This window comes from Acinetobacter sp. AR_0276 (assembly GCF_003000705.1).
GTDB lineage: Bacteria > Pseudomonadota > Gammaproteobacteria > Pseudomonadales > Moraxellaceae > Acinetobacter > Acinetobacter nosocomialis.
In genome coordinates this window covers 1,738,286-1,754,226 of sequence record NZ_PSQO01000004.1, presented here as the reverse complement: position 1 = coordinate 1,754,226, position 15,941 = coordinate 1,738,286, and the positions used below count along the sequence as shown (strand labels likewise).

General features: G+C 38.9%; 14 protein-coding genes and 1 pseudogene. 9 read left to right on the top strand and 6 right to left on the bottom strand.

The annotated features are described in order from the left end of the window. Positions 1-40 precede the first annotated feature (40 nt). From pncA to CSB87_RS09180, 3 genes are all read left to right on the top strand, one after another. Complete coding sequence (pncA, locus tag CSB87_RS09190; protein ID WP_004885026.1) at positions 41-685, top strand: bifunctional nicotinamidase/pyrazinamidase; 645 nt, start codon at positions 41-43, stop codon at positions 683-685. Positions 686-739: 54 nt separating this feature from the next. Further along, on the top strand, positions 740-1,678 hold the full coding sequence (locus CSB87_RS09185) for a bile acid:sodium symporter family protein (protein ID WP_004885024.1): 939 nt from the start codon (positions 740-742) through the stop codon (positions 1,676-1,678). A 173-nt stretch (positions 1,679-1,851) separates the two neighbouring features. Beyond that, entirely contained in the window at positions 1,852-3,195 is a 1,344-nt protein-coding gene (locus tag CSB87_RS09180) for an MATE family efflux transporter (RefSeq protein WP_004885023.1), read from the top strand. Positions 3,196-3,215: 20 nt separating this feature from the next. Here CSB87_RS09180 and CSB87_RS09175 read toward each other — a convergent pair whose 3' ends face one another. Then, entirely contained in the window at positions 3,216-3,686 is a 471-nt protein-coding gene (locus CSB87_RS09175) for a DUF523 domain-containing protein (protein WP_004885021.1), read from the bottom strand. Positions 3,687-4,208: 522 nt separating this feature from the next. On the opposite strand from CSB87_RS09175, the gene hppD reads away from it, so the two are divergent. Then, positions 4,209-5,264, top strand: a complete 1,056-nt coding sequence (hppD, locus tag CSB87_RS09170; protein WP_004885019.1) for a 4-hydroxyphenylpyruvate dioxygenase — start codon at positions 4,209-4,211, stop codon at positions 5,262-5,264. Between the two features lie 66 nt (positions 5,265-5,330). On the opposite strand, the gene CSB87_RS09165 is transcribed toward hppD, so the two are convergent. The 4 genes from CSB87_RS09165 to fahA all read right to left on the bottom strand — a co-directional run bounded on the left by CSB87_RS09165 (position 5,331) and on the right by fahA (position 8,900). Further along, a complete protein-coding gene (locus CSB87_RS09165; RefSeq protein ID WP_004885016.1) occupies positions 5,331-6,110 on the bottom strand; it encodes an IclR family transcriptional regulator in 780 nt (259 codons plus the stop codon). Positions 6,111-6,408: 298 nt separating this feature from the next. Beyond that, the gene (locus CSB87_RS09160; RefSeq protein ID WP_004711359.1) at positions 6,409-6,957 is read right to left on the bottom strand and encodes a VOC family protein; all 549 of its coding nucleotides are present in this window, start codon (positions 6,955-6,957) and stop codon (positions 6,409-6,411) included. Positions 6,958-6,973: 16 nt separating this feature from the next. After that, complete coding sequence (gene maiA, locus CSB87_RS09155; protein ID WP_004885015.1) at positions 6,974-7,606, bottom strand: maleylacetoacetate isomerase; 633 nt, start codon at positions 7,604-7,606, stop codon at positions 6,974-6,976. Continuing rightward, positions 7,593-8,900 (bottom strand): fumarylacetoacetase, encoded by a 1,308-nt coding sequence (fahA, locus tag CSB87_RS09150; RefSeq protein WP_031953572.1) that lies wholly within the window; start codon positions 8,898-8,900, stop codon positions 7,593-7,595. The genes maiA and fahA overlap by 14 nt, the downstream gene beginning before the upstream one ends. A gap of 357 nt (positions 8,901-9,257) precedes the next feature. Between fahA and CSB87_RS09145 the strand changes: the two genes are divergently transcribed. From CSB87_RS09145 to zigA, 3 genes are all read left to right on the top strand, one after another. Continuing rightward, the gene (locus CSB87_RS09145) at positions 9,258-10,646 is read left to right on the top strand and encodes an amino acid permease (RefSeq protein WP_002053770.1); all 1,389 of its coding nucleotides are present in this window, start codon (positions 9,258-9,260) and stop codon (positions 10,644-10,646) included. Positions 10,647-10,805: 159 nt separating this feature from the next. Next, on the top strand, positions 10,806-11,486 hold the full coding sequence (locus CSB87_RS09140) for a YcbK family protein (protein ID WP_004885011.1): 681 nt from the start codon (positions 10,806-10,808) through the stop codon (positions 11,484-11,486). Between the two features lie 148 nt (positions 11,487-11,634). Further along, on the top strand, positions 11,635-12,900 hold the full coding sequence (gene zigA / locus CSB87_RS09135) for a zinc metallochaperone GTPase ZigA (protein ID WP_079377818.1): 1,266 nt from the start codon (positions 11,635-11,637) through the stop codon (positions 12,898-12,900). A gap of 35 nt (positions 12,901-12,935) precedes the next feature. On the opposite strand, the pseudogene CSB87_RS09130 reads toward zigA, so the two are convergent. After that, a pseudogene (locus CSB87_RS09130) lies at positions 12,936-14,047 on the bottom strand (acyltransferase family protein). 342 nt (positions 14,048-14,389) lie between these two features. Here CSB87_RS09130 and hutC point away from each other — a divergent pair. Next, positions 14,390-15,142: a histidine utilization repressor gene (hutC, locus tag CSB87_RS09125; protein WP_002132315.1), complete on the top strand. Its 753-nt coding sequence runs from the start codon at positions 14,390-14,392 to the stop codon at positions 15,140-15,142. Continuing rightward, entirely contained in the window at positions 15,139-15,714 is a 576-nt protein-coding gene (locus tag CSB87_RS09120; RefSeq protein WP_004885001.1) for a HutD family protein, read from the top strand. The genes hutC and CSB87_RS09120 overlap by 4 nt, the downstream gene beginning before the upstream one ends. Positions 15,715-15,941: the final 227 nt, after the last annotated feature.

Genomic DNA, 15,941 nt, shown 5'->3' with positions numbered 1-15,941 from the left:
GATAAAATGCATATTTCTCCCGAATGGGACTTAAGATGGCATGAAAATGAATAAACAACCACAAAATGCGGCTTTAGTCGTAGTTGATGTACAAAATGGTTTTACGCCAGGTGGGAACTTAGCAGTTGCCGACGCCGATACAATTATTCCAACTATTAACCAATTGGCGGGTTGTTTTGAAAATGTAATTCTTACACAAGACTGGCATCCAGATAATCATATTTCTTTTGCAGCTAACCACTCGGGTAAGCAGCCATTTGAAACCATTGAACTTGACTATGGATCACAAGTGCTTTGGCCTAAGCATTGTGTACAAGGCACGCATGATGCCGAGTTTCATCCGGATTTAAATATCCCGTCAGCTCAACTGATTATCCGAAAAGGTTTTCATGCTCATATTGATAGTTACTCGGCTTTTGTGGAAGCAGACCACACCACCATGACGGGTTTAACGGGTTACTTAAAAGAGCGCGGCATTGATACGGTTTATGTGGTCGGTATAGCTACAGACTTTTGTGTCGTATGGACTGCTTTAGATGCCATTCAACTAGGCTTTAAAACTTTAGTGATTGAAGATGCCTGTAAAGGCATTAATCTCAATGGCTCTTTAGAGCAGGCATGGCAAGCCATGCAGCAGCAAGGCGTTGTCCGTATTCAATCAACTGATTTGTTGAGTGAATGCTAGAGATAGTGTCCATGTTGTTTGGGCTTTAATTGCAATTTGATATGGATGAACAGCATGTCTGCATTATTACGTTTTACTCACTTTGTTCAGAAAACGTTTGCTTTATGGGTCATCGTTTTTGCGGCATTGGCACTCTGGCAACCTGAGTTTTTTGTCTGGCTTAAAGCTTATATTCCATGGATCTTGGGCATTATTATGCTCGGCATGGGAATGACCATGACCGTTGATGACTTTAAAGGGGTTTTACAAAGCCCTAAAGCGGTATTAATTGGGGTAGTAGCACAGTTTGTGGTGATGCCCGGTTTGGCATTTGTTCTGTGTAAATTATTTAATTTGCCTCCTGAAATTGCAGTCGGCGTTATTTTGGTAGGTTGTTGCCCAGGCGGAACAGCTTCAAACGTGATTACCTATATGGCTAAAGGCAATGTGGCTTTATCGGTCGCTTGTACATCGGTATCAACACTTTTAGCTCCTGTATTAACGCCTGCAATTTTCTATCTGCTTGCCAGCCAATGGTTAAAGATTGATGCAGCTTCGATGTTTATTTCAATTTTGCAGGTGGTGCTACTTCCGATTGTGATTGGTCTGATTTTACGAACTTGGCTTAAACGTCAGGTCGAATCTTATATTCAAGTCATGCCTTTAGTTTCGGTGATTGCAATTGTTGCGATTGTGGCAGCCATTATTGGCGGCAGTAAAGCAGCTATTTTACAGTCGGGTTTGCTCATTTTGGCGGTAGTGGTATTACATAACGGGCTGGGTTATTTATTAGGTTTTACCGCAGCGCGTTTCTTTAAATTGCCTTATGCAGACAGTAAAGCAATTGCGGTAGAAGTCGGTATGCAAAACTCAGGCTTAGGCGTAGCGCTTGCAGCAGTGCATTTTGCGGCTTCCCCGATTACTGCCGTACCAAGCGCGATTTTCAGTCTTTGGCACAATATTTCTGGGCCTGCACTAGCGACTTATTGGGCAAGTAAACACAAACAGGAATAACTGTATACAACACACATTAAAAAAGGCCAAACGAATAGTTTGGCTTTTTTATTTAAAGAACATTTTAGGAAGAGCTGAATTTAGAACTGGTATGTCTTTTGCTTTGAATTGATGCATTAAAAATAACGTGAATATCAACATAAATCGCAAAGAAAAAGATAAGGCTTTTTTTGATGAACCAGATTTTTAAATTATTTATACCCATGCTTTCTAGCAATTTAATTGTAGTTTTAAGTGGATTGGTTGATATTGCGTATGTAGGGCATTTTAGCAATGACCATGTCGCCGCATTATCGGTAACCTTATCTTTATATACAGTGATTTATGTCATTGGGATGGGAATTCTGCAAGGTGTGATACTCAAGCTTTCAGAAGCCTATGGTTGCCATGATTTACCGCGTATACGTCAGATTTTTATTCAAGGCATTTGGCTAATGTTATGTTCGGCATTGATCAGTATTGGCCTGCTTTACGTATTCCGTGATTTACCAAAATTATTTGGTGCGTCTGAACATGTCGTTTCAATTACTAAAAACTGTATTTGGGCTTTGGTATTTATTTTACCTGCGCATTTAGTGATGCGTTTATTTACAGCTTTGTCTCAGGTCACTGAAAATGCGCACAAGGTTTTATTATCAGATAGTCTTTTCTTCATTCTTAAAATTATTTTGTCCTATCTTTTGATTTATGGTGTTGCTTCATTTTCAATTCCGCCACTCGGTGCGATAGGAGCTTTATTAGCCACTATTATTGTTCGGTGGTTTATGTTGGCTGTTTATTACCTGTTTTTCTTGGAGAAAGGATACATCTTTATTGAACATCCAGAGTGGTCGGTTGAAGATAGCCGACAAAGTCTGCGTATGATTTTAAAAATAGGGATACCTACCGCGATCATGGCGTTGATGGATGTTGTTGCATTTTGTTCGGTTGCTATTTTAATTTTGCCTTTCGGGAGTGTGGTGTCTGCAGCCCATCAAATTGTCGCGAGTACGGGCGGCTTCATGTTTATTTTTCCTTCCTCAATTGCCTCGGCTTATAGCATTTTGGTGTCGAGGTCTATGGGCAGTGGGAACATGGACGAAGCAAACAAAATTGCCAGACAAAGTATATGGGTAATTATGGCAGTGAGTGGCAGTCTGTCCCTGTGTTTATGGTTGGAGCGGGACTTAATTGTCACGTTCTATTCAGATGATTTGGCTGTACAGATTTTGGCAGCATCACTGCTGTTGATTGTCTGCATGTCTCATTTTCTAGATGGCTTAATGTCTTTACTAACCTCTTTGCTGCGTTGTTGGGATGTGTCGATTTTACCCATGCTGATTTTTTTAGTCATGGTGCTATGTTTCGGATTGGGTGGTGGTTGGTGGATGGCTTATAAAGGGCTGCATTGGGGGAGTCACTCGATTTCTGCAATGGGAATTTATGGTTTTTGGAGTATGGCAGCCATAAGCTATTTAGTAGCTTGTGTATTGAGTGCTTTCTGTTTCCGTTTTAGAAAGCAATTAAGAGGTTTTTGATTAGGTAAATCAACACAACCTTAAAGAGGATGTGTTGCTAACCATTCTTCAATCTCATTTTCAGAAATTACTTTAAAGCCATGGCGCTGTAACAGTGCTGTGGTAATCCCCACACCTGTAATTCTCTCACCTTGAAAAGTACCGTTATAAATTTTTTGGCTACCGCAAGACGGACTATTTTCTTTTAAAACCACGCAAGTTGCTTGTATTTGCCGTGCAATTTCTAAAGTACGGTAGGCGCCTTTTAAATATAGCTCAGTTACATCTAAACCAGATGAATCCGCGATTTTTGCGTTGCCATCAAGTACATCTTGACCTGTTCCTCCCACAATTTCTGCGGGTAGACGAGGGGTGCTAAATCCACCTAATAACTCTGGGCAAAGTGCATGGGCTTTTTTATTTAAAAATAACTGCTGAAGCGTTGTGTGCAAGCAAGAGCGCCCATCGTAGCGTACAGGCTCCCCAATTAAACAGGCACTGATTAAAAGCATGGGTTTTCCGTCATTAGAACTTTAAAAGCCATGTGAGTGTACCCAATGATTTATAAAATATGAAATCTAAAACAAGTACAAACAAATGGCGTAATTTGATTAATAAATTACACAATTCATAATTAAATTATGTATTGCATAATTTAATTGTTTTTAGTAGCATCTGTTTTAAGGTAAATGGCCATTGGAGGACCAACAAGGATGTTGGCCTCCATAAATCTAGGAATGACTTTAGGAAAAGACGATTTTTAAAGGATTATTGAAAAATCTCAATCGTACTTTTAGATAAGAAAGGACAGTGTGTATGGAAAACAAAGACCATATAGAAGGGAAATTAATCATCGGCTTTGCGCTCATTCAATCTTCGTTTTAGTTATTGGTTTTTTTCTCATAGGATGCGTTGGGCTAAGGCATTTTGACGGTTCAAACACTCTCCCAGCAAATACGTATTCTATAGAGAAAGGAGCTGACCAGATCAGCATGAGAAGTAAACGGATCAGGTAATTACCAGAGGGAAACTAGATGGATATTTTAGAGAACCCATTAGAACTATGCGGTTTTGCATTTATTGAGTTTGTTTCAAAAGAAAATGAATTAGATCCAATTTTTGAAACAATCGGCTTTTCAAAAGTAGCCAAGCATAAATCGAAAAAAGCGTACTTATGGCGTCAAGGAAATATCAATATTATCCTGAATTATCAGCCAGAATCTTATGCTTCATTCTTTTTTAATGAGCATGGTCCATCTGCTTGCGCAATGGGATTCAAAACTCGTGATGCGGCAAAAGCTTTTAAAAAGGCTGTTGAACTTGGTGCAGAACCAATGTATTCGAATGTTGGGCCAATGGAGCTTAACATTCCGGCAATTAAAGGTATTGGTGGCATGCCAATCTTCTTAGTTGACCGCGACATTTATGAAAATGACTTTATTTTCTTTGATGATACCCAGCGTAACCCTGAAGGTGCGGGCTTAAAAGAAATTGACCACTTAACTCATAACGTCTACAAAGGCCGTATGGAGTACTGGGCGAACTTCTACGAGAAGATTTTTAACTTCCAAGAAATTCGTTACTTCGACATTAAAGGTGAATATACAGGTTTAACATCTAAAGCATTAACTGCTCCAGATGGCATGATCCGTATTCCTTTAAATGAAGATTTAGACAAAGGTAACGGCCAAATTGCAGAATTCTTAGCTGATTTTAATGGCGAAGGTATTCAGCATATTGCATTTATTTGTGATGACTTAATTTCGACTTGGGATAAGTTAAAAGGCTTGGGTCTGCAATTTATGACTCCACCGCCAAACACGTATTATGAAATGTTGGAAGATCGCTTACCTGAGCATGGCGAACCGACTGATGAATTAAAACAGCGCGGTATTTTGCTTGATGGTAATACTAAAGATGGTCAGAAGAAGCTTTTATTGCAAATCTTCTCTCAAAATATGATTGGGCCAGTTTTCTTCGAATTTATTCAACGTAAAGATGACGATGGTTTTGGTGAAGGTAACTTCAAGGCATTGTTTGAATCGATTGAACGTGACCAAATCCGCCGTGGTGTTCTCGAAGCAAAATAAGTTTTGCTTTGTCTCTAATCTAAAAAAACCAAGAGCAATGCTCTTGGTTTTTTTATAGCTATTGATTTAGCGGCTTTTAATGTATTGATTAATCGAATTAATCTCATTTTTAAGTGTTTCAATAATTTTACTTTGTGGGTCAACGGGTAAAAACATTTCGCTATCAAGCGCCACAATACAAAACTCAATCCCTTGGTTTGAGTTAAATACCGGCAGACCTACAGCGTTAATACCCGTAAGTAAATCACCTTTAGCCGCAGACATTTGTTGCTGGCGAATCGTCTCTTTAAGTTCTAAAAACTCTTCCCAATTATGTGGTGCAATGTTTAGCCCAAGTTCTTGATGTTTTTGCCATTCAGCTTCTAGTAATGGACGAATAAAATGCTCCGGAAGGTAAGAAGCAAATAAACGTCCTGCAGCAGAATTGACTAAAGGCATAATTGAACCGACTTTGGTCACAATCGAAATAGGGTGATTAGATTCAATAGATTGAACCACCACAGGGCCTTTTGGCGACCACTTACTAATTTGAATGCCACAGCCAATTTTGCTTTGTAGGTCGTAAATTAGATGTTGTACCAACTGTAAAGTGTCACTGTGCTGAATGCAGTTTAAGCCTAAACGCCATGCCTGATCGCCTAGAGCATATTGACCGTCTTCAAGCTGTTTGGCGTAATCCATGCGAATTAAGCTCACCAAATAACGGTGTACTTTGGCAGGATGCATCTCAAGCTTACTCGATAAGTCTTTGAGAATAATCGGTTGATTGTGCTCTAAAAGGGCATTTAGTACGGATAAGCCAACTTCAAGTGATTGAACCCCCCCAGATATTTTTTCTTCAATCATTTAAATACCCTTAATTGATTTACTTCAGCAGTTAAACAGTTACGTATAAACATAAATTGGAATTGATGCGATTTACATCATGCCTGAGCCTATAGAAAAATAGAAATCACCTTTTTCTATTAGCGAAATTCACATGTTTAATAATCAACAATTCTTACAAACACCTTCATCTTTCATTTATAGCGTAAATTGATAGAAGTTTAGTAGATTTAAACAATATAAATCGGCATTGATATAGAACAGTTCATTCAAACTATTCCCACCAATGCCGACTTTTAAAACGATTGCTTTGAAAGAATTATGCGCCTAATTCTTCTTCATGCAAGAAATGAGTATGGTGTGGCGCACGTTTGGTTTTGCTCCATTCATCTAACATTTCAGTTTTCATTTCTTCAGTAATTTTTGCAATTTTCTCTTCAGCATGTACATCGTTATAAGTCAGTTCTAAACGATGGCCATTTGGGTCAAAGAAATAAATTGAATGGAAGATACCATGGTTGGTAATACCTAGCACTTTAACGCCGTTGTCTTCCAAATGTTTTTTGGCAGCTAAAAGGGCATTTAAATCTTCAACTTCAAAGGCAATATGTTGTACCCATTGAGGCGTGTTTTCATCTCGGCCCATTTCTGGTTGGGTTGGTAATTCAAAAAATGCCAACACATTGCCCTGACCAGCATCTAGGAATAAATGCATATAAGGATCAAAGGCTTTCGTTGAAGGTACATGGTCTTCAGCAAAAGCTAAGATAAAGTCCATGTTGAGCATTTTTTTATACCACTCAACAGTTTCTTTCGCATCCTTACAGCGATATGCAACGTGATGTATTTTTTTAATGGCAAATGTCATGTTGAAACTCCTTTTACTATTCCCAATCTGGTTGTTGTTCTGGCGCCGCGTTATAGAAGGCTGGGATAGACAAACAATGTTGATAAATTGATTCAATTTTTGGAAACGCAGATAAATCGATTTTGAAGCGTTTCGCGTTATAGACCTGTGGAATGAGGCAGCAATCGGCAATCGTTGCTTCGTGCCCAAAGCAAAATTGTCCATTTGAATCTTGAAGTTGCTGTTCAAGCGTTTGAAAGCCTTCAAGAATCCAGTGCTGATACCAATAATTTTTTTGTTCGTCCGAAACATTTAAGTCATTTTTTAAATATTTCAGCACACGTAAGTTATTTAACGGATGAATATCACAAGCGATTGCCTGTGCAAAAGCACGGATTTTGGCTCTCTCTTTCACATCATTTGGGAGTAATTTGGTTTCCGGATATTGTTCATCTAGATATTCCAAAATACTTAATGACTGTGACAAAGTTAAATCGCCATCTACTAAAGTTGGCACTAAGGCACTGCGATTTAACTTTAAATAGTCTTCACTTTGCTGCTCGTTTTTAACCAAATGAACTGGTACAGTTTCATAAGCGAGATTTTTAAGATTGAGGCCAATCCGTACTCTGTAAGCTGCAGAGCTACGAAAGTAACTATACAGCTTCATAGTCTGGCTCCGAAGTTTCTGCAAAATCAAAAGCTAATGCAGGAAGTACCGTATTTCGAACTTCACCAAAGCCAACACGAATACCATTTTTCTCACAGTGTCCTTTCATAATGAGCGTATCCCCATCTTGTAAGAAACCACGAGTTTCACCATTCGCAAGTGTTAACGGTTTGGTGGTGTTCCACGTCAGCTCAAGCAAGCTACCATAAGAGTCAGGTGTAGAACCTGAAATAGTACCTGAACCCATTAAATCGCCGACCTGAACGTTACAACCAGCAATCGTGTGGTGAGTCAGCTGCTGAGCCATAGACCAATACATATATTTGAAATTGGTTTTACAGATCACATCAGTTTGTGCTGAATTTGGGCTTTGAATTTCAACACTCAAATTAATGTCGTAACTATTCGCTATATTTTCTTGTAAGTAAGCGAGAGGCTTCGGTTCTTGTTTTGGCCCTTCAACTTTAAATGGCTCAAGTGCTTCAAGTGTAACCACCCAAGGTGAAATCGAGCTTGCAAATGTTTTAGCGTTGAAAGGTCCAAGTGGAACATATTCCCATTGCTGGATATCGCGTGCTGACCAGTCATTTAGCAAAACCATGCCAAAAATATGATCCCATGCATCTTCAATTGCAATTGGCTGGCCTAATTGAGTTGGTTTGCCCACAATAAATGCAGTCTCAAGTTCAAAATCGAGTTTGCGAGTTGCTGAGAAAACCGGACGTTCTTCATTTGGAAGCTTAATCTGACCAGAAGGACGTACGACGTGAGTTCCGCTGACGACAACAGAGCTAGCACGGCCGTTATAACCAACGGGCAACTCGCTCCAGTTTGGAAGCAAAGCATTTTTAGGGTCACGGAACATACAGCCCACATTAGTTGCATGTTCTTTAGAAGAATAAAAATCGGTATAGCCAGGAACTTGGACAGGCAAATGTAAAGTCACGCTGTCTTGCTTAACTAAAACTTCCTGACGTAATGCTTCATTTTCTTGAAGCGTTGAGTTTTCAACTGAAAGAAGAGACTGTAGCGTTTTACGAACTTCAGACCAGTTGGCTTTGCCAGATTCAATAAATTTATTGAGTGTAGATTGATTAAAGTATGTGTCTTGATCTGAAAGTTTTAAAAGACCATGCTTTTCAAGAGCAGCGAGATCAATCACCCAATCACCGATAGCTACACCGACCTGACGCTCGCCTTCGGCTGTTCTACTAAAAATACCATAAGGCAAATTATGAATAGTGAAATCAGATTGAGGTGAAACTTCAATAAAAGAGTTTAGTTTTTGTTCCATTTTCGCTTCCTTGTCTTCATCTCGCGTCTTATACAAATAAAAGTTCGGTCTAGGGACTGAGCTACTCAGTAAGTTTTAACCTTTATTCAGGTCATTTTTTACTTATGAGTTTGATAGAGACCGAGAACAACCAATTACTTCATGGTTCTTATAATACTGAATTCATCAAATTACGCAATACATAATTTGATTACACATTGCATAATAATTGTTATTTCTTGCATTTTCTGTTTTCATGCGCGGTTGTGAGAAAAGTAACGCAATTATTTTTTCATCAATCCCTATGAAAATCTGATCAATTTATGATATACGTAATTTATTGGAAAAAAATTACGTTACAAGGATGAGAATAATCATATGTCAACACAAGAGCAAGGAAACCTGAAACACGGTTTGAGTAATCGTCACATCCAGCTGATTGCATTGGGTGGAGCGATTGGTACAGGGCTGTTTCTTGGTATATCACAATCGATTAAATTGGCAGGTCCATCGGTAATCTTGGGTTATGCGATTGCCGGATTTATTGCTTTTTTAATGATGCGCCAGCTCGGTGAAATGGTGGTCGAAGAGCCAGTAAGTGGTTCTTTTAGTCATTTTGCTTATAAATATTGGGGACCTTTTGCAGGCTTCATGTCAGGATGGAACTACTGGGTACTCAACGTACTGGTATGTATGGCAGAGTTAAGTGCAATTGGTCTTTATATTCAATATTGGTGGCCGCAAATCCCAACGTGGGCATCCGCTCTAACGTTCTTTATTCTCATTAATGGTATTAATTTACTGCATGTTAAGTTTTTTGGCGAAATGGAGTTTTGGTTTTCCATTGTCAAAATCTTAGCTATTTTAGCTATGATCGGTTTCGGCTCGTATTTACTTGCAACCGGTACAGCAGGGCCACAGGCCAGCATTTCAAACCTTTGGGCATTGGGTGGTTTCTTCCCATTTGGGATTAAAGGTTTGGTCATGGCAATGGCGGTCATTATTTTTGCTTTTGGTGGTATCGAGCTTTTTGGTATTACTGCGGCAGAAGCACGAGACCCAGATAAAACTTTACCTAAAGCGGTAAACCAGATTATCTATCGTATTTTGATTTTCTATATTGCGACGCTTCTTGTTTTATTCTCATTATTTCCTTGGAATCAAATGGCACAAGGTGGCAGCCCTTTTGTAATGGTGTTTGCTTCTTTAGACAGCCAAGGTGTTGCAACTTTACTCAACTTCGTGATTTTGACTGCTGCGGTTTCGGTCTATAACGGCACAAGTTATTGCAGTAGCCGTATGTTGCTCGGCCTTGCTCAGCAAGGAAATGCACCAAAAGTATTTGCTCGTATTAATAAACGCGGTATTCCAACCAATGCAGTGATCCTTTCTGCGGCAGTCACTATTTTATGTGTGTTGTTAAATTACATTTTCCCAGAAAAAGCGTTTGGCTTACTCATGATGCTTGTGGTTGCGGCAATTGTGATTAACTGGGTCGTAATTTCATGGACACATTTAAAATTCCGTAAATTCATGACGCGCCAAGGTCAAACCACTAAATTCCCAAGCTTTATGTATCCATTTAGCAACTACCTTTGCATGGCGTTTATGCTTGGAATTTTAGTTGTCATGTCGCTAACACCAGATATGCGTGTGGCGGTTATGATGATTCCGGGATGGATTTTGTGTTTGATGGTGGCTTATCAGTTTAAACGCCGTAAGTTAAAAGCTGAGCAGCCTGTACATGCTTTAGAAGCAGATGTGTAATTAGACCTTAATTAGGAACGAAAAGGGACGTATCGCATACGCCCTTTTTTTATTTTTAAAATTTACAACAGAAATTAAAGGACTTTATAATTGTTATATTATAACATTTGTTGAATGAATAACTAAGGCTCCCGATGTTGAGGGAGGAACAACATATTTATGAAATATTCCTATTTAGGTTTAATCTTACTTTCTCTGACTGCGTGTACCACTCAAACACCTAAGCCAACCGTTTCTAAACATCCTCACTCTTTGCCTCAGCCATCTAAAACGGTAGTAAGAATAAAACAACAACCCGAAGATTATATTGCCTGGATTGCAACCGCAGATCATGCGCAGTCTGTACAAGCTTATAAGCAATTTCTTAAGCAAAAAGGGCTTGCCAATTTAGTTTCAGATTATGAGTTATTGCGTTCAGCTCGTGACTGGCAAAAATGTGGAGTGGAGCCTTATGCCGTGCCACCACGCGAGATTTGGTCTAATATTGTACCAACGCTTAGTATCTTAAAAGCATTGGTTGACGATGGTGTAATTAACGATTTTGAAGTGACATCGGCCTATCGAGCTTTATCTTTAAACCGCTGTGCAGGTGGGGCAGATGCTTCCCGACATGTCTTTAATGCAGCGCTTGATTTTCGAATTGGACCAGAACAGCCTAGCGACTTAGACCAGTTCAATATTCAACAAACCAAAACTAAACTTTGTCAGTTCTGGGAAACCAAAGGACAAGCACTTAACATGGGGCTTGGTGTTTATGCCTCGGGACAAATTCATATTGATAGCCAAGGATTCCGTTCATGGGGACCTGACCATCACTATAGAACCTCGATTTGTCAGTGACTATAAAAGCAATTTTTTCAAAGACTAAGTAAATTGGCTTAGATAAAACTGGAATAAAAACTTGATCAACAGTTATGTTATAACATAACATTAATAGGGTTTAGAAATAGGTTACGCCTGTGATCTGGCCATATTTAATTGGCCAGCCATGATCAGTTTAAATATTATTCAAAGAGATCAAGCCATGCACACTGCAATCGCCAACTCATTTGCCAAGCTTCCTGTTACCGTTTTATCTGGCTTTTTGGGTGCAGGAAAGACCACATTACTCAACCATATTTTAAATAATCGTGAAGGCCGCCGTATTGCCGTGATTGTTAATGATATGTCTGAGGTAAATATTGATGCAGCATTGGTACGTGAAGGTGGGGCAGAGCTTTCAAGAACAGATGAAAAGCTGGTTGAAATGAGTAACGGCTGTATCTGTTGCACGCTACGAGAAGATTTACTGGTTGAGGTGAGACGCTTAGCCGATGAAGGGCGCTTTGACCAATTGGTGATTGAGTCAACGGGTATTTCAGAACCATTACCAGTAGCAGAAACTTTTACCTTTGAAGATGAAAATGGAAACTCTCTCAATGAGTTTGCTCGACTCGACACTATGGTCACGGTAGTCGATGCTTTTAACTTTCTTAAAGACTACAGTTCAGTTGACTCACTGCAACAACGCGGAGAGTCATTAGGCGAGCAAGATGAGAGAACTGTGGTCGATTTGCTTATTGATCAGATTGAGTTTTGTGATGTGATTGTGCTGAATAAAATTGATTTGATTGATCAGGCGCAGCAAGACCAGCTTATCGCCATTTTAAAAACTCTAAACCCGCGTGCTCGAATTGAAATTGCTCAATTTGGAAAAATTGCCTTAGATAAAATCTTAAATACACAGCTATTTGATTTTGATGAAGCCGCGCAAGCACCGGGCTGGTTAAAAGAGTTACGTGGCGAGCATACGCCAGAGACTGAAGAGTATGGTATTAGTAGCTTTGTTTACCGCGCACGTCGACCTTTCCATCCAGAACGTTTTTATGATTTGGTGCAGGCTGAATGGCCAGGTGTCGTGCGTTCTAAAGGCTTTTTCTGGTTGGCTGCTGACCCTAACTTGGCTTATTCATGGTCGCAAGCGGGTGCAATGGCTCGACACGGTTTAGCAGGTTATTGGTGGGCTGCTGTTTCAGAAGAAGATTGGCCGAGTGACCTCGCCAGTATTGAACAAATTAAGAAAAACTGGGACGCTCGCACAGGTGATGCGCGTCAGGAATTGGTTTTAATTGGTATGCAAATGGATGAGCAAGCTTTAATAGAACGCTTAGACCGTTGTTTATTAAGTGATGAAGAAATGGCTTTAGGACCACAAGCTTGGCAGAACTGGTCGAACCCTTTTAAGCAAGATGATGAAACTATGTTGATCGCTTAATAAAACAAAAGCCCCTATTTTAAAGGGGCTTATTTTTATGATTTATCTTTAATAAAAATCTTTCGAATATAGCTGTTAAGCGGGGTGGAATAATATTTTTCAATTGCTGCGCTAATAACAAAAGTTAGAACTAGATAACCAATTAAAAGCATAATTTTAATGCTAGCGTCGGTTTGAGCCGGAACAAAAGCAACCTTCATAAGGCCCAGCACAACCAGATGAAACAAATAAGTTTCGTAACTTCGTTGCCCCAACCAGACCATCACCTTGGTCAATAGGTTATGCGCCTGTGTTTCGGAAGGATGCTGAAAACACAAAATCAGTAAGCCTGTGGCAAAAGCAAATAAGCTAATACCCCATGTGCTGACTTCTTTAATTGGAGCATATAAATATAGAGCGGTCATACTTAAAATGATTAGCCATGAAAGAAGTTTTTTATAGTGCCAATTTGGCTGATATTTATGAGAAAAAATGGCAGTTAAACAACCAACTGCTATGCCATCAAAACTCGAAAAATAATGATATAAATAAGCTCCGCTTTCTTCTCCAAAATGTAGAGATCTAAAATAAGGCCCGTAAATAATTACCCCAATCAATACAGCAATAAAGACCTTATTACTACGCGTAAGCAAGCACAATAATGGAAAAACAAAATAGAAAACTTCTTCCACAGAGAGTGACCACAACACGCCCAAGGCGTAGTTTACCCAACCGAATTTAATAATCAGGATATTCATCCAGAAGGTTAAAGCTGCAAATATGGTTAAGGGATAGGAAACCTCAATGCCATTCGGAGCTTGGTTCATAAAGGGTTTTAAGTCAAATGAACCAAGTATGCTTACCCCTAAAATGAGTAATACCAAACACGGCAAAATACGCGCTGCCCGTCGGATAAAAAATGCTTGAGGTTAATTGCGGAAAATTGTTTTTCTCGTTTTAAAGTGTGATGGGTAATTAAAAAACCCGAAATCACAAAAAACATAGTGACGCCATAATTTCCATTTCTTGCGATGACCGTGCTAAATGCTTCACCTAAAAAATCAAAACCTAACCATGTATCTTTAAGTTTATAAGGAATATTAAAATGGTGTAAAAGAACCAAAAGGATAGACATTCCTCGAAGAATATCTATTTTATAATTACGCATTCGGTGTGCTTCCAGCTTTATTAATATACTGTGTGGCAGAAGAATACTATCGATCAGTTATTTTAAATAAAAATTTTAAGCAGCATTTCGTAAACCAGAAATTTACTTACTTGAATTGAGCACAGGCATAGCAGAAATAACTATTAAATAAATATTGATAAAGCCTTTATATATTTGAATTTTTCTACATAAAACTTTAAATTAGCTTTTACCGAACTATGTTTGTTTTTTAGACTTATTAAAATATATTTAATTCATAAATTAACATGTTGTATGTGGTTGTATATACATAGCATGTCAACTAAAATACCTTTTTGCCTGCTGCCTTTTTGAGTATTTGTTATGCCCAGAACATCAAAACAAGAACATACTGAGCTTTCGATTGAAGCTGATAGTCCAGTTCCTTTATATCAACGCGTAAAACAGCTGATTTCACAAAAGATTTATGAAGGTACTTGGGCTGTAAATAAAAAAATTCCTTCGGAAAGTGAACTGGTTAATCAACTCGGTTGTAGCCGTATGACGGTAAACCGTGCGCTACGTGAATTAACGACTGAGGGTTTGCTCGTTCGAATTCAGGGCGTTGGTTCTTTCGTTGCTGAAGGGCAAGGCAGAACTGCACTTTTTCAAATTAATAATATCGCCGATGAGATTATTGCACGAAACCATAAGCACCACGCTGAAGTTTTAGTCTTAGAACAAATTTATGCAAATGCAGAGCAAAGCGTGTTAATGCAAACTCGCGAAGGTCAAAGATTATTTCACTCGATTATTGTGCATTATGAAAATGATGTACCTGTTCAGGTCGAAGATCGTTTAGTCGATGCAGCGCTGATTCCAGATTATTTAGAACAAGATTTTAAAACCATTACGCCGAATGCTTATCTCATGGCGAAAGCGCCAGTGACGGAAGGTGAACACATTGTTGAGGCGGTTTTAGCATCTGCTCAAGAGTGTAAATGGTTGAAGATTACTAAAGCTGAACCGTGTTTATTGATCCGTCGCCGTACATGGTCAAACAAACAGCTCATTTCAAGTGCACGTCTGATTTATCCGGGTAGTCGTTATTATCTCGAAGGGAAATTTAATCCATGATTGAATTGATCAGGGCGGATCAATATACAAAAATGCTTTGGAAAAACGGTGCGGGTTTCACTTTAGAAATTGCCAGAAGCCAAGGTGAAGCCGATTTCGATTGGCGCATTTCGATGGCAGATGTGACCACTTCCGGACCATTTTCGTTATTTCCCAATAAGCAGCGCATTATTAGCGTACTCGATGGACAGGGCATAGTACTGCATGTCGATGAGCTTCCTGCCAAAACGCTAAACCAAGGCGATATTTTTGCTTTTCATGGTGAGAGTCAGGTTCAAAGTGAACTGGTCAACGGTGCAATTCGAGATTTAAATTTAATTTATGATCCTGCAAAGTTTCATGCCCGTTTTCAGTGGTTGAATGATGCAGCGGAGCATGCATTTATAAGTTCGGCAGATCTGATTTTTATTTTTAATCAGGGTAGTGAAACACAAGTAAATGTGGATGATCATTCCGTTCAGATTGCTGCTCATGAGACACTAAAAATTGAGAAAAAATCTGGTGTCACATCAATCAATTTTCCCAAAAAACAACTTAAAAGCTGCTATGTCATTGAGTTAATTCAACGATAAAAAGACATCATTTACGTCTTAAAAAGCACATGTCTTATTAGAGGATATGTGCTTTTTTTATGCTAGATATAAAAATAAATTAATTTAATTCAAAAGCTTATTCAATTTTATTAAAAAAATATGAGTCACCCTCTTCACGCCGAAAAATATTTGTGTAGTATATGGATGTATATACAAGTTAATACATTACTATACAAATGCAGAAACAAGTGATGTTCTGCTGATGT